Raw genomic sequence first — 13667 nt, 5'->3', positions numbered from 1 at the left:
CACCCCCACGACCCCACCCCGGTGGCGCGAGCGCCGGTCCGAAGGAGATCCGACCATGTCCACGACCACCGAGGCGGCCGGCCCGCCGCGCACCCACCCGGCCCCCACCGAGCGGACCCGGTCCGCAGCCGACCGGATCGCCGGCGCCACCGCGATCGCCCGCGCGGTACCCGACGGGGACCCCTACGTGCTCTACGAGCGCGGCGACGACGTCTTCCTGGCCGCGGGCACCGCCGCCGAGCTCGTGCTGGACCCGGACGGCCTCACGGTCTCCTCGCCGGCGGGCACCCGGCACGAACCGCTCGGCACGGACCCGCTCGGCCAGGTCGCCGCCGCCCTCGCCGAGGTCGGCGGCACCGGGTGGCAGGCCTTCGGCTGGGCGTCGTTCGAGCTGGCCCACCTCCTGCACGGCGGGGAACCGCCCGCGGGCACGGGCACCCTGCTGCACCTGCTGCTTCCCCGCCACCGCGCGCACCTGCACCCCGGCGGCGCGGACGTCGACACCGCCGACGACGCCGTCGCACGGTCCTGGCACGACGCGATCCTCGGTGCCGGGCCCACCGGGCCGCCCACCGGCCCGCCGGTGACCGTCGACGAGTCCGCCCGCGCCGAGGCCTACCGCGGCTCCGTCGCCGCGGCCGTCGCCGAGATCGCCGAGGACCGCTTCCGCAAGGTCATCCTGTCCCGCACCGTCCCGGTCACCGAGCCGGTCGACCTGCCCGCCACCTACCGGCACGGCCGGGCGCACAACACCCCGGCCCGCTCGTTCCTGCTGCGGCTCGGCGGGCTGGAGGCGGCCGGGTTCAGCCCGGAGACCGTCGTCGAGGTCGCCGCCGACGGGACCTTCTCGACCCAGCCGCTGGCCGGAACCCGGGCCCGCTCCGGGGAGCCGGGACGCGACGCCGAGCTGTCCGACGAGCTGCGGCGCGACCCCAAGGAGATCTACGAGCACGCCGTCTCGGTCCAGGTCGCCCAGGACGAGGTGTCGCAGGTGAGCGACCCGGACGCCGTCGTCGTGGAGGAGTTCATGCGGGTGGTCGAGCGCGGCAGCGTCCAGCACCTCGCGTCCCGCGTCCGCGGCAGGCTGCGGCCCGGCGCCACCGCCTGGGACGCGCTGGGACGGCTGTTCCCCGCGGTCACCGCCTCCGGGCTGCCGAAGGCCCCGGCGTGCGCGGCGATCAGCCGTCACGAGGGCGCGCGCGGGCTCTACAGCGGCGCGGTGCTGACCGTCGACCACACCGGGGCGCTCGACGCCGCGCTCGTGCTCCGCGCCATCTACCGCGCGCAGGGCCGGACCTGGCTGCGGGCCGGGGCCGGGATCGTCGGTGCGTCCACACCGGAACGGGAGCTGGAGGAGACCCGGGAGAAGCTGCGCAGCGTCAGCCGGTTCCTGGTCGGGGAGGAGACGGCGTGACCGCGCTCATCGACGGGGCGCTCGGCTGGCCCGACGCCGACGTGGAGCGCTACCGGCGCGAGGGCTACTGGGGCGAGGAGACCCTCGGTGACCTGCTGGGGCAGTGGGCCGGCCGGCACGGCGACGCCGTCGCCGTCGTCGCGGGGCCCAGCCGGCAGACCTACGCCGAACTGGACCGGGCCGCCGACGCCCGCGCCCGCTCGCTGCGGGCGCTCGGCATCGCCGAGGGCGACCGCGTCGTGGTGCACCTGCCCAACACCGCCGAGTTCACGGTGACCCTGTTCGGGCTGCTGCGGGCCGGTGCGGTGCCGGTGCTGACCCTGCCCGCGCACCGGCAGGCCGAGATCGAGCACCTCGCCGCGCTGTCCGGGGCCGTCGCCTACGTCGGACCCGACGTGGCCGAGGGCTTCGACCACCGCGAGCTCGCGCTGCAGGTGGCGACGGCGGTGCCCACGCTGCGGCACCTGCTCGTCGACGGCGACCCCGTCGCGGGGACGACCGCGCTCGCGGACCTGCCGGCCGGCACCGCCGACCCGCTGCCGCGACCCGACCCCGGACAGGTCGCGGTCCTGCTCGTCTCCGGGGGCACCACCGGCAAGCCGAAGCTCATCCCGCGCACCCACCGCGACTACGCCTACAACGCCCGGGCCAGCGCCGAGGTCTGTGCACTGACCGCCGACGACGTCTACCTCGCCTGCCTGCCGCTGGCGCACAACTTCCCGCTGGCCTGCCCGGGGCTGCTGGGAGCGCTCGGGGTGGGGGCCACGGTCGTGCTCGCGCCGGCCCCGAGCCCCGAGGTCACCCTCGGGCTGGTCGCGGCCGAGGGCGTCACGGTCACCGCGATGGTGCCGCCGCTGCTGCGGCTCTGGGCCGACCTCGCCGGCGACGGCCGCGGGTCCTGGGACCTGTCGACACTGCGCCTGGTCCAGGTCGGCGGGGCCAAGTGCGACGCGACGCTCGCCCGCCGCGTCCGCCCCGAGCTCGGCGCCACCGTGCAACAGGTCTTCGGGATGGCCGAGGGACTGCTGAACTACACCCGGCTCGACGACCCCGACGACCTCGTCGCGGTCAGCCAGGGGCGCCCGCTCAGCCCGGCCGACGAGGTCCGGGTCGTCGACCGCGACGGCGCCGACGTCGCGGAGGGGACGGCGGGCGAGCTGTGGACCCGCGGGCCGTACACGCTGCGCGGCTACTACCGGGCCCGGGAGCACGACGCCACGTCGTTCACCCCGGACGGTTACTACCGCACCGGTGACCTGGTGCGCCGCCTCCCGACCGGGCACCTCGTCGTCGAGGGCCGGATCAAGGACGTCGTGAACCGCGGTGGTGAGAACGTGGCCGCCACCGAGCTGGAGGAGCACCTGCTCGCCCACCCGGACATCGCCGGCGCGGCCGTCGTCGGGATCCCGGACGACGACCTGGGCGAGGCGGTGTGCGCCGTGATCGTCCCGGCGCCCGGCGCGACGCCGCCGAAGCGACGTCACCTGCGTGCCTTCCTCACCGAGCGCGGGCTGGCCCGGTTCATGTCGCCGGACCGGGTGGTCGTCCGCGACGACCTGCCGCTCACCGCCGTCGGCAAGATCGACAAGCGGGCGCTGGGTGTGCTGCTCGCCGCCGAGGGGAAGGTTCCCCGATGACGGTCACCCACCTCAACGGCATCCGGCTGTCCTGGACCGACCACGGCGGCGACGGCCCGCCCGTCGTCCTCGTGATGGGCACCGGCAGCCCGGGCCGGGTCTGGCAGACCCACCAGGTGCCCGCCCTGCGCGACGCGGGCCACCGGGTCCTGACCCTCGACAACCGGGGCATCCCGCCGACCGACGAGTGCGCGCACGGGTTCACCGTCGACGACATGGCCGCCGACGTGCTCGCCCTCGTCGCCCACCTCGATGCGGGCCCGGCCGCGCTCGTCGGCACCTCGCTCGGGTCACGCGTCGTGATCGAGGCGGGACTGGCCCGGCCGGACCTGGTGACCCGGGTCGTGGCGATGGCCGCGCACGCCCGGCTCGGCCCGGTGCAGCGGGCGGTCACCGCCGGTGAGATCGCGCTGGCCGACGCCGGGGTCGAGCTGCCCGAGGACTACCACGCCGCGGTGTCCGCGCTGCAGTACCTGTCGCCGGCGACCCTGCGCGCCGACCGGGAGGCCCAGGACTGGCTGGACATCCTGGCGTTCGCCGGGGCCGGTGTGTCGAAGGGGCACCGGGCCCAGCTGCAGGTGTCGATGGCGCTGCGCGACCGGACCGAGGCCTACCGTGCGCTCGCCGTGCCGCTGCTGGTGCTCGCCTTCGCCGACGACGCCGCCATCCCGCCGCACCTGAGCCGCGAGGTCGCCGACGCCGTGCTCGGCGCCCGCTACGTCGAGATCGCCGACGCCGGGCACTACGGCTACCTCGAACGGCCGGACGAGGTGAACCGGGCGACGGTCGAGTTCCTCAGCGGCCGGTAGCGGGCGCGGCCGCCACCCGGTCCAGCGCGGGGCGGAGCCGGTCGAGCAGCCAGCCGGTGGACACCACGTTCGGCGCCTGCAGGGCGATCGCCTCGTCGAGGCCGATCGGGACGTACGTCGTGCGCGACAGCGCCCGCGCGACCACCGGGTCGCCCTCGAAGCGCCGCCGGTCGGCCGCGGTCGGGAAGCTCATGACGACCAGATCGGCCTCGGCCAGGCGCCCCGCCTCCTCGTAGGACAGCGCGACCGTGCCGGGGGCGACCCCGTCACCGGCGGGCGGGTCGGTGGCGAAGGTCGGCGGCAGACCCAGCCCGAGCACGCGGGTCAGCGCCGTCGACTGGTTCGCCGGGTCGACGATGACCGGGATGACGTCCCCCCTCGCCTGCCCGACCAGCACCGACCGGCCGGCGAGACGGGGCAGCTCCGCCCGCAGCGCGGCGACGGCGCGGTCGGCCCGGGCGATGAGCTCCTCGGCCCGGTCCGGGACACCGAGGGCCGCCCCGATCCGCCGGGCGTCGTCCTGCATCGTGGCGCCGAACAGCGTGCCGCGGTGGACGACGGTCGGGGCGATCGCGCTCAGGCGCTCGTAGGCGTCGCGGTCGGTCACGAGGTAGGACGACACGGCCAGGACGACGTCCGGGCGGTACGCCGCGATCCGCTCCAGCGGCAGCGGCTCCAGCTCGTCGATCGTCAGCACCCCGTCCGGGAACGGCGCGAGGTAGGGCGCCTGCGGCTGCGACTCCCCGGCGTTGCGCAGGCCGCCGACGACGTCCGCCCCGAGCTCCCGCGCGAGAGCGACGTCGGCCGCCCCCAGCGCGACGACCCGCTGCGGACGGGCCGGGATCGTCGTCTCCCCGAAGGCGTGCTCCAGCGTCAGCGGGAACCCGGCACCGGGTTCCGCCGGACCGGGGCCGGGTGGCGTGCCGGTGCACCCGGCGACGAACAGCAGGGCCGCGGCGACGAGCGCGACGACCGACGAGCGGGCCGGGGAGACCGGTGGAGGACACACACCCCGACAGTCGTCCGCGGGCGGCTCCGGGTTCCGGGGAGCGGCGTCCCCCACACCCGCAGCGGTCCGGCGACCTCGCGCGCAGACGCGCCCGGGGGCGTGCGGCGCGCGGTGACGGACCGCCGGGGAGCCCGTCGGGACGCGTGACGTGCCGCGTCGTTCCCGGTAGGTTCCGCTAGTGAACAGCTGATCACCTCACGACGGCGTGGGTGCGCGGAGCGCGGTCGTGGCCGAGGAGGACCCGCCGATGAACATCGCCACGCTCCTGCGCCGCAGTGCGGCCGACCACCCGGCGGACGTCGCGCTCCGGCTGGACGACGACGAGGTCGACTACGCCGGGTACGCCGAACGCGGAGCCCGCTTCGCCGCGTACCTGAGGCACACCGGGGTCGAGCCGGGGGAGCGGGTCGGGTTCCTCCTGCCGAACTGCCCCGAGTACCTGGTCGGGCTGCTCGGTACGTGGCAGGCCGGCGCGGTCGGCGTGCCGCTCAACCGGATGTTCCCCGACGCGGCGCTCCGCCACGTCGTGCGCGACTCGGGGCTGCGGGTGCTCGTGCTGCCCGCCGCGGACCGGGACCGGGCCGCCGCGCTGCTGGGCGAGGAGTGCCCGGAGCTGCTGACGACCGACGGGTTCGCCGCGGCCCTGGCGGCCCACGAGCCCGCGGCCGACGTGCTGCCCCGGCTCGACGGCGAGGACGCCTGCATCATGTACACCTCGGGCTCGACCGGGGTGCCGAAGGGTGTGCGGCAGACCCACCGCAACCTCGTCGCCGAGGCGGAGGGCGCCATCGGCCGCTACCGGCTCACCGCCGCCGACCATGTGCTGAACTGCATGCCGCTGTTCCACGTCGGCGGCCTGCAGCTGGCGAGCCTGCCGTTGCTGCTGCTCGGCGGGCAGATCACGTTCATGCCGCGCTGGGACGTCGTGCGGTGGCTGGAGCTGGCCCAGGAGCTGCGGCCGACCTTCGGTGGCCTGATCTCCACGATGATGATCGACGTCGGCAACCGGACGGTGGGGGCGCCGGTGGTGCTCGACTCCTTCCGGATCTGCATGTTCGGCGGTTCCCGCACCCCCACGGCCGCGATCGAGCGGCTCGAGGCGGGGACCGGGATCGCGGGCGTGGAGATCTACGGCCAGACCGAGCAGAACGGCCTGGTGGTCACCTACGGCCCGGACGACGTGCGGCGTCCGGACTCGATGGGCACCCCGCTGGAGCAGATCGTGCGCACGCGGCTCGTACCCGTCGACGGCGGCCCGGACCTGCGTCCGGGGGACGAGGGCGTCGGCGAGCTCTGGGTCCGGGGGGACGCGGTCACCCCGGGGTACTGGAACATCGACGTCCCGGAGAAGTGGTCGGCGGACGGCTGGTTCCGCACCGGTGACCTGATGTCGCAGGACGCGGACGGCTACCTGTACTACGTCGACCGGATCGACGACATGATCGTCTCGGGTGGGGAGAACGTGTTCCCGCAGATGGTGGAGGAGCACCTCGCGAACCATCCCGACCTCGCCGAGGTCGCGGTGATCGGCACCGCCCACGAGCGCTGGGTCGAGCAGGTGACCGCGGTGGTCGTCCCCAACAAGCCGGGGGTCACCGTGGAGCGGATCGCCGCCTGGTGCGCCGCCGTCCCGGACCTGCGGGGGATGCACGGGCCCAAGCGGATCGAGATCGTCGACGCGCTGCCCCGCACGGGCAGCGGCAAGCTGAACCGGCCCGAGCTGCGCGCGATGTTCCCCTGACCCGGCGCGGGGCCGCCGCCCCGGTCAGCCGGGCAGCAGGGCGACGGGGATGTCGACGAGGCGGCTGCGCAGGTACTCGCCCAGCCCCTTGGCCTGCGGGTCGGGGCGGGTGGCGGAGGCGACGCCCGCCCCCAGGATCCCGACCACGACGATGTTCAGCGCGCGCAGGTTCGGCAGGTCGAAGCGGCGGATCTCCAGCCCGGCGGCCTCCGGCAGCAGCTCGCGGACGCGCTCGACGGTGAGGTGGCCGCGTAGCCACGCGTACTCGTCGTCGGTGCGGGTCCAGAGCCCGATGTTCGCGTTGCCGCCCTTGTCGCCGGAGCGGGCCGCCGCGATCTCGCCCAGCGGCAGCCGCCGGGTGGGCCCCTCCGCGGGCGCCGGCACGACCGGCTCGGCCGGGACGGGGATCCCGGCGGTGACCGGGCTGTGCGGCACCGGTGTCGTGGTGCCCTCGGGCAGCGTGACCAGGTGCTCCACCTCGGAGGCGGGCACCAGGGTGGGCCAGTACACGCCGAAGGCGCTCTCGGCCGAGGGCGGGGTGGTGGTGTGGAAGCCGGGGTAGCCGCCGAGCGCGAGCTCCATGGTCGTGTCGGAGAAGGCGCGGCCGACCTTGCGCCGGTCCGGGTCCTTGACGGTGACCCGCAGGTGGGCTGTCGCCTGCGGGTTCGTGGGCGCGTCGGGGTGGTCGAAGCGCAGCAGCTGCATGTCGAGCTCACCGAACCGGTCCGCGCCGCCGAGCAGCTCGGTGAGCTGCTCCGAGGCCCAGGCCGCCTTCTCCTCGATCCTCGTGCCGGTGAGCACCAGCGTCATGGTGTTGCGGTAGCCGCCCTCGTAGTTCAGCGCGACCTTGAGCCGGTCGGTCGGCGCGCTGCCGCGGGTGCCGGAGATGCGCACCCGGTGCTCGCCGTCCGGCGTCAGCCGCAGCGAGTCGAAGTGCGCCACGGCGTCCGGGCCGGGATAGGCGGGCTCGGCGATCTCGTAGAGCAGCTGTGCGGTGACCGTGCCCGGCGAGACGAGCCCGCCGGTGCCGGGGTGCTTGGTGATCACGCTGGAGCCGTCGTCGGCGACCTCGGCGATCGGGAAGCCGGGGTAGCGGCGGTCGGTGATCTCCTCGAAGAAGGAGTAGTTCCCGCCGGTGGCCTGCGGGCCGCACTCGATGACGTGCCCGGCGGCCATGGCGCCGGCGATCGCGTCGAAGTCGGTGCGCTCCCAGCCGTGCCACCACGCGGCGGGGCCGACGACGACGGAGGCATCGGTGACCCGCCCGGTGACGACGACGTCCGCATCGGCGCGCAGGGCCTCGGTGATGCCCCACGCGCCCAGGTAGGCGTTGGCGGACACCGGGGTCACCCCCGCGTCGGCGAGCGTGACGGCGGTGTCGAGGTGGGCCAGGGTGTGCCCGGCGGCCTGGATGTCGTCGAGCCGGTCGACCAGGTCGTCGCCGTGCACGTAGGCGATCCGCGGGGCGAGGCCGAGCCGCTGCGCCAGTGCGGTGAGGTCGGACGCCAGCCCGGCGGGGTTGAGCCCGCCCGCGTTCGACACGATCCTGATGCCGCGGTCCAGGCAGGTGCCCAGCACATGCTCGACCTGGGTGAGGAACGTCCTCGCGTAGCCGCCGGCCGGGTCCTTCCGCCGCGCCTTGTAGAGGATCAGCATGGTCAGCTCGGCGAGGTAGTCGCCGGTCAGGACGTCGATCGGCCCGCCCTCGACCATCTCCCGCGCGGCGGTGATGCGGTCGCCGTAGAAGCCGGAGCAGTTGCCGATGCGCACCGGTGCGCGGGTCATGCGGACCCTCCTGCGGGGTGACGGGTCGGGGCGGGGAACGCCGCGGTGACGGCGCCCGGGGCGCGGCCGGGGCCGGGCGGGTTGGCGAAGGTCTGGGCGATCGAGACCCAGTCGGCGGCGACCGGCCCGGTCGTGGCCACGTCGGTGTCGTCGGGATGTCTGCGCTGGGTCGCGACCAGGCAGAAGCCCAGGGCGGAGCCGGTGACCCGGTCCGCGGCGTCCTCCGGGCCCCAGGTCCACAGCGCGCCGGAGGGGGCGACCAGCTCCACCCGCACGGGCGCCTGCGGGACCTCCCGGCCGTTGTTGCGGAAGGTGAAACCGAAGGTCTGCACCCCCAGGTGGGCGACGTGGCGCAGCCGGTCCGTCGGTTCACGCAGCACCCCGAGCGCGTCGGCGACGTCCTGGCCGTGCGCCCAGGTCTCCATCAGCCGGGCGGTGACCGAGGACAGGGCGCTCATGTCCGGCCCGTACCAGGGCAGCCGGGTCTTCGGCCCGATGCCGCGGAAGGTGCTGACGAGTGCGTCGCGGGCCCCGGCGAACCAGGCCCGGACCTCCTCGGCCCCCAGACCGGCGTGGTCCGCGGCGATCCGGTCCGGGAAGCCGGGCCCCAGCTCCTGCAGCCCGTCCGCCTGCGTGCGGAAGGTCGCCGGGTCCGTCGCGGCGAGGGTGGCCGCCTCGTCGAACCAGGCGAGGTGGGTGAGCTGGTCGCGGACGGTCCAGCCCTCGGCCGGGGTGGGGCCGCCGATGGCGGCGTCGTCGAGGTCGGCGACCATCGCGCGGACGACCGCGCTCTCGGCCTCCAGGTCGTCGAGGACCGTCTCCATGGACACCATGGTCAGACCCCCTGCCAGACGGGGGCACGCTTCTCCCGGAACGAGAGCGGGCCCTCCTGGGCGTCCTGCGACAGGTAGACCGGCTCCCAGATCTCCTCCGCACGCTCGTAGGCCTCGGCGCGGGGGTGGCTCGCCGACAGGTACGCGGTCCGCTTGGCCGCGAGCACCGACAGCGGGGCGTTGGCGGCGATCCGCTCGGCGAGCCGCTGGGTGTGCCCGCGCAGCTCGGCGGCGGGCACGACGTCGTTGACCAGCCCGTGGCCCTGCGCCTCGGCCGCGCCGATCGGGTCGCCGGTGAGCAGGATCTTCATCGCCACCCGCGGCGGGACCAGCCAGGACAGCGGCGCGGCCCACGGGGAACCGCGGCCGATCCTGACCTCGGACACCGCGAAGCGGGCGTGCTCGGCGGCCACCACCAGGTCGCACTGCTGGGCCAGGAGGAACCCGCCGCCGTAGGCGATCCCGTTGACCGCGGCGATCGTCGGCTTGGGGACGTCGATGTTGCGGCCGAGCTGTGGCAGGAAGTCCGGGGGCGGGACCCGGAGCGCGACGTCGTTCATCTCCTTGAGGTCGCCGCCCGCGCAGAAGGCCTTCTCCCCGGAGCCGGTCAGCACCAGGACCTTCGCCGTGTCGTCGGCGTTGAACCGGTGGACGCCGTCGAACAGGCCCTCGCGGACGGCCCTGCTGAGGGCGTTGCGGGCCTCGGGGCGGTCGATCGTCAGCCAGGCGACGCCGTCGGTCACCTCGTAGGTCACGTCGCTCATGTCAGGCCTGCCCCTCCTCGATGACGGCGAGGACCTCGCCGGACTCCACGGTGTCCCCGACCTGCACGCCCAGCTCGGCGACGGTGCCGGCGACGGGGGCGCGCACCAGGTGCTCCATCTTCATGGCCTCGAACACCACGACGACCGCACCCCGCTCGACCTGATGCCCGACCCCGGTCGCGACCCGGACGACGGTGCCGGGCATGGGGGCGAGCAGCGAGCCGGGGGCGGCGTCGGTGCCGGGCTCGGGCAGCCGGGCCCGCTCGGTCAGCGTGGTGGCGCCGAGCGCGCTGTCGACGTGGACGGTGTCGCCGACGCGGTGCACCCGCACGGCGCGCCGCACACCGCCGACCTGCAGGTCGACCCGGTCCGCGGTGGCGGCGAGCACGGCCGCGCCCGGGAGCGCGGCCCCGTTCACGCCGGCCTCGAGTGTGCCGCGGCCGAGCCGGTAGGTCACGTCGAGGTCGGTGTCGCCGGCCCGGTACTCCGCGTGCTGGGCGGCGCTGCGGACGTTCCGCCAGCCCGACGGCACCGGCTGCTGGACCGCGGCGCCCGCCCGGCGGCCCGCCTGGTCGGCCAGGGCGGCGGCGAGGGCGTGCACGGCGAGGGTGGACTCCGACGGAGGGCCGACGAGTGCGGTGGGCTCGTGGCGGGTGAGGTAACCGGTGTCGGTCCGCCCGGCCAGGAACTCCGGCTCGCGCAGGACGGCGACGAGCAGGTCCCGGTTGGTGACCGGGCCGTGGATCTCGGCCTCGGACAGCGCCCGGGCGAGCTTCCGGGCGGCCTCGGTGCGGGTGCGGCCGTGCGCGATCACCTTCGCCAGCATCGGGTCGTAGTGCGTCCCGACCACCGAACCGTCCCGCACACCGGTGTCGACGCGCACACCGGGCAGGGCGGGCACCGAGAACCGGTGGAGGGTCCCCGAGCCGGGCAGGTAGTCCCGGCCCGGGTCCTCGGCGTAGAGCCGGGCCTCGATCGCGTGGCCGGTGATCGTGGCGCCGGTGACCTCCGCGGGCAGCGGCTCGCCCTCGGCGACCGCGATCTGCAGTGCCACCAGGTCGAGGCCGGTGATCTCCTCGGTGACCGGGTGCTCGACCTGCAGACGGGTGTTGACCTCGAGGAAGAAGAACTCGCCGTCCTGCGCCATGACGAACTCGACGGTCCCGGCGCCGGTGTAGCCGATCGCCGCGCCCGCGGCGACGGCCGCGTCCCCGAGACGGGTGCGCAGCGCGTCGTCGACGGCGGGGGAGGGGGCCTCCTCCACGATCTTCTGGTAGCGGCGCTGGATCGAGCACTCCCGCTCGAACAGGTGCACCACGGTGCCGTGGGTGTCGCCGAAGATCTGCACCTCGACGTGGCGCGGGTCCTCGACGAACCGTTCGAGGAACACGGTGCCGTCGCCGAAGGCCGACGCGGCCTCGCGCCGGGCCCCGGTCACGGCGTCGACCACCTCGGACGCGGAGCGGACGATGCGCATGCCGCGCCCGCCACCGCCGAAGGCGGCCTTCACCAGCAGCGGGTAGCCGATGCCGTCGGCGAGGGCGGAGACGGCGGCGGCGTCGACCTGTTCGGCGTCGTCGATCGTGGCGCCGGGCAGGACGGGCACGCCCGCCTTCTCCATCAGCTCCTTCGCCGCGATCTTCGAGCCCATCGCCTCGATGGCCTCGACCGGCGGGCCCACGAAGGTGATGCCGGCGGCCGCGCAGGCGCGGGCGAAGTCCGCGTTCTCGGACAGGAAGCCGTAGCCGGGGTGGATCGCGTCGGCGCCGGTGAGCAGCGCGGCCTCGATGATCAGGTCGGCGCGCAGGTAGGTCTCCGACGGGGCGGCGCCGGGGAGCCGCACCGCCTCGTCGGCGGCCTCGACGAACAGGGCGTCGGTGTCCGGGTCGGAATGGACGGCGACGGTGGCGATGTCCAGCGCGCGGGCCGAGCGGACGACCCGCTCGGCGATCTCCCCGCGGTTGGCCACGAGCAGCTTGTGGACGGTCATCTCCTCACCTCACATCCGGAAGACGCCGTAGCCGCGCCGGCCGGCGATGATGTTCGAGTGCGCGGTCGACAGGGCGATGCCGAGCACGGTGCGGGTGTCGCGGGGGTCGATCAGGCCGTCGTCGTAGAGCCGGGCCGTGACGAAGAAGGCGTGCGACTCCTGCTCGATCTGGGCCTCGACGGCGGCGCGGTTGCGCTCGTCGGCCTCGGCGTCGAACTCCCGGCCCGACGACGCGGCGGACTGCCTGGCGACGATCGACATCACGCCGGCGAGCTGGGCGGCACCCATGACGGCGAGCCGGGAGCCCGGCCAGGCGAACATCAGCCGCGGGTCGTAGGCGCGTCCGGACATGCCGTAGTTCCCGGCGCCGAAGGAGGCGGCCAGGTTCAGCGTGATGTGCGGGACCTTGCTGTTCGCCACCGAATTGATCATCTTGGAGCCGTCCTTGATGATCCCGCCCTGCTCGTAGCTCCTCCCCACCATGTAGCCGGTCGTGTTCTGCAGGAAGATCAGGGGCGTGTCCGTCTGGTTCGCCAGCTGGACGAATTCCGAGGCCTTCTTGGCCTCCTCGCTGAACAGCACGCCGCGGGCGTTGGCGAGGATGCCCACGGGGTAGCCGTGGATCGAGGCCCAGCCGGTGACGAGGCTGGTGCCCCACAGCGGCTTGTACTCGCCGAACCGGGAGCCGTCGACGACGCGGGCGATGACCTCGCGCGGGTCGAAGGGGACCTTGATGTCCGACGGCGCGATGCCCAGCAGCTCGTCGGGGTCGTGGACCGGCTCGTCGGCGGGCAGCGTGGGGCCGGGGCCGAGCTTGCGCCAGTTGAGCTCGGAGACGATCCGGCGCCCGATCCGGATGGCGTCGCGCTCGTCGACGGCGAAGTGGTCGCACAGGCCGGAGACCTTGGCGTGCATCGCGGCGCCGCCGAGCTCCTCGTCGTCGGACTCCTCCCCGGTGGCCATCCTCACCAGCGGCGGGCCGCCGAGGAACACCTTGGCCTGCTGGTCGACCATCACGGCGTGGTCGCACATGCCGGGCACGTAGGCGCCACCCGCGGTGGAGTTGCCGAAGACGAGCGCGATGGTCGGGATCGCCATCGAGGACAGCTCGGTCAGGTCGTGGAAGATCTTGCCCGCGGGCACGAACAGCTCGGACTGGGTGGGCAGGTCCGCCCCGCCGGACTCGACGAGGTTGATCGTGGGGAGCCGGTTGACGCGCGCGATCTCCAGGGCGCGCAGCGTCTTCCGCAGCGAGTACGGGTTCATCGCGCCACCGCGGACGGTGGGGTCGTGGGCGATGATCATGCACTCGACGCCGGAGACGACGCCGATCCCGGTCACGATGGAGGCGCCCACGGTGAACGGGGTGCCCCAGGCCGCCAGCGAGGACAGCTCGAGGAACGCGGCGTCGCGGTCGAGGAGCAGCTCGATGCGCTCCCGGACGAGCAGCCGACCGCGGTCGCGGTGGCGCCGCTGGTAGCGCTCGCCGCCCCCGGCGATGGCGGTCCGGACCTGCTCGTCGAGCTCGGCCAGGACCGTCTCCGCGTGCGCGCGGTTGGCGAGGTAGACCTCGTCCGAGGTGTCGAGCGCGGAGCGCAGGACGGTCGTCACGGGTGTCCCCCCTGGTCCGAGCGGGCCGGGCCCGGGCCGTGTTCCCGGAGGTCCCTGTGCCCGGAGCTCTCCCG

The 13667-nt window shown here is 74.8% G+C and carries 10 protein-coding genes; 4 read left to right on the top strand and 6 right to left on the bottom strand.

Annotated features, from left to right (window positions below; all coding sequences use genetic code 11):
* Positions 1-55 precede the first annotated feature (55 nt).
* The 3 genes from KPF22_RS17225 to KPF22_RS17215 are packed head-to-tail and all read left to right on the top strand — an operon-like array spanning position 56 to position 3860.
* Positions 56-1414: a salicylate synthase gene (locus KPF22_RS17225; protein ID WP_224402685.1), complete on the top strand. Its 1359-nt coding sequence runs from the start codon at positions 56-58 to the stop codon at positions 1412-1414.
* The gene (locus KPF22_RS17220; RefSeq protein ID WP_308010421.1) at positions 1411-3051 is read left to right on the top strand and encodes an AMP-binding protein; all 1641 of its coding nucleotides are present in this window, start codon (positions 1411-1413) and stop codon (positions 3049-3051) included. Before KPF22_RS17225 ends, KPF22_RS17220 begins: the two co-directional genes overlap by 4 nt.
* A complete protein-coding gene (locus KPF22_RS17215; protein WP_224402684.1) occupies positions 3048-3860 on the top strand; it encodes an alpha/beta fold hydrolase in 813 nt (270 codons plus the stop codon). The genes KPF22_RS17220 and KPF22_RS17215 overlap by 4 nt, the downstream gene beginning before the upstream one ends.
* Here KPF22_RS17215 and KPF22_RS17210 read toward each other — a convergent pair.
* Positions 3847-4869, bottom strand: coding sequence for an ABC transporter substrate-binding protein (locus KPF22_RS17210; RefSeq protein ID WP_224402683.1), 1023 nt, complete (start codon positions 4867-4869; stop codon positions 3847-3849). The two genes, KPF22_RS17215 and KPF22_RS17210, sit on opposite strands and share 14 nt — an antisense overlap.
* Before the next feature lie 226 nt (positions 4870-5095).
* Here KPF22_RS17210 and KPF22_RS17205 point away from each other — a divergent pair, with 226 nt between their 5' ends.
* Positions 5096-6610 (top strand): class I adenylate-forming enzyme family protein, encoded by a 1515-nt coding sequence (locus KPF22_RS17205; protein ID WP_224402682.1) that lies wholly within the window; start codon positions 5096-5098, stop codon positions 6608-6610.
* A gap of 24 nt (positions 6611-6634) precedes the next feature.
* Here the strand turns inward: KPF22_RS17205 and KPF22_RS17200 are convergent, their stop codons facing one another.
* The 5 genes from KPF22_RS17200 to KPF22_RS17180 are packed head-to-tail and all read right to left on the bottom strand — an operon-like array spanning position 6635 to position 13593.
* On the bottom strand, positions 6635-8395 hold the full coding sequence (locus KPF22_RS17200) for an acyclic terpene utilization AtuA family protein (protein ID WP_224402681.1): 1761 nt from the start codon (positions 8393-8395) through the stop codon (positions 6635-6637).
* A complete protein-coding gene (locus KPF22_RS17195; protein WP_308010420.1) occupies positions 8392-9219 on the bottom strand; it encodes a TIGR03084 family metal-binding protein in 828 nt (275 codons plus the stop codon). The genes KPF22_RS17200 and KPF22_RS17195 overlap by 4 nt, the downstream gene beginning before the upstream one ends.
* Before the next feature lie 11 nt (positions 9220-9230).
* On the bottom strand, positions 9231-9992 hold the full coding sequence (locus tag KPF22_RS17190; RefSeq protein WP_224402679.1) for an enoyl-CoA hydratase/isomerase family protein: 762 nt from the start codon (positions 9990-9992) through the stop codon (positions 9231-9233).
* Position 9993: 1 nt separating this feature from the next.
* Positions 9994-11982 carry a biotin carboxylase N-terminal domain-containing protein gene (locus KPF22_RS17185; RefSeq protein WP_224402678.1) on the bottom strand — a complete coding sequence of 663 codons (1989 nt, stop codon included), beginning with the start codon at positions 11980-11982 and terminating at the stop codon, positions 9994-9996.
* Between the two features lie 9 nt (positions 11983-11991).
* The gene (locus tag KPF22_RS17180; protein ID WP_208818567.1) at positions 11992-13593 is read right to left on the bottom strand and encodes an acyl-CoA carboxylase subunit beta; all 1602 of its coding nucleotides are present in this window, start codon (positions 13591-13593) and stop codon (positions 11992-11994) included.
* Between the last annotated feature and the right edge of the window lie 74 nt (positions 13594-13667).

Source organism: Pseudonocardia sp. ICBG1034 (genome assembly GCF_020131375.1).
Classification (GTDB): Bacteria; Actinomycetota; Actinomycetes; order Mycobacteriales; family Pseudonocardiaceae; genus Pseudonocardia; species Pseudonocardia alni.
The sequence above is the reverse complement of the archived record's forward strand: the minus strand, read 5'-3'. Positions and strand labels throughout refer to the sequence as shown.

Bases quoted from the DNA above. Each gene is read 5' to 3' on its own strand.
- KPF22_RS17225 (WP_224402685.1), top strand. From the start codon at position 56: ATGTCCACGACCACCGAGGCGGCCGGCCCGCCGCGCACCCACCCGGCC.
- KPF22_RS17215 (WP_224402684.1), top strand. From the start codon at position 3,048: ATGACGGTCACCCACCTCAACGGCATCCGGCTGTCCTGGACCGACCAC.
- KPF22_RS17200 (WP_224402681.1), bottom strand. From the start codon at position 8,395: ATGACCCGCGCACCGGTGCGCATCGGCAACTGCTCCGGCTTCTACGGC.
- KPF22_RS17195 (WP_308010420.1), bottom strand. From the start codon at position 9,219: ATGGAGACGGTCCTCGACGACCTGGAGGCCGAGAGCGCGGTCGTCCGC.
- KPF22_RS17190 (WP_224402679.1), bottom strand. From the start codon at position 9,992: ATGAGCGACGTGACCTACGAGGTGACCGACGGCGTCGCCTGGCTGACG.
- KPF22_RS17185 (WP_224402678.1), bottom strand. From the start codon at position 11,982: ATGACCGTCCACAAGCTGCTCGTGGCCAACCGCGGGGAGATCGCCGAG.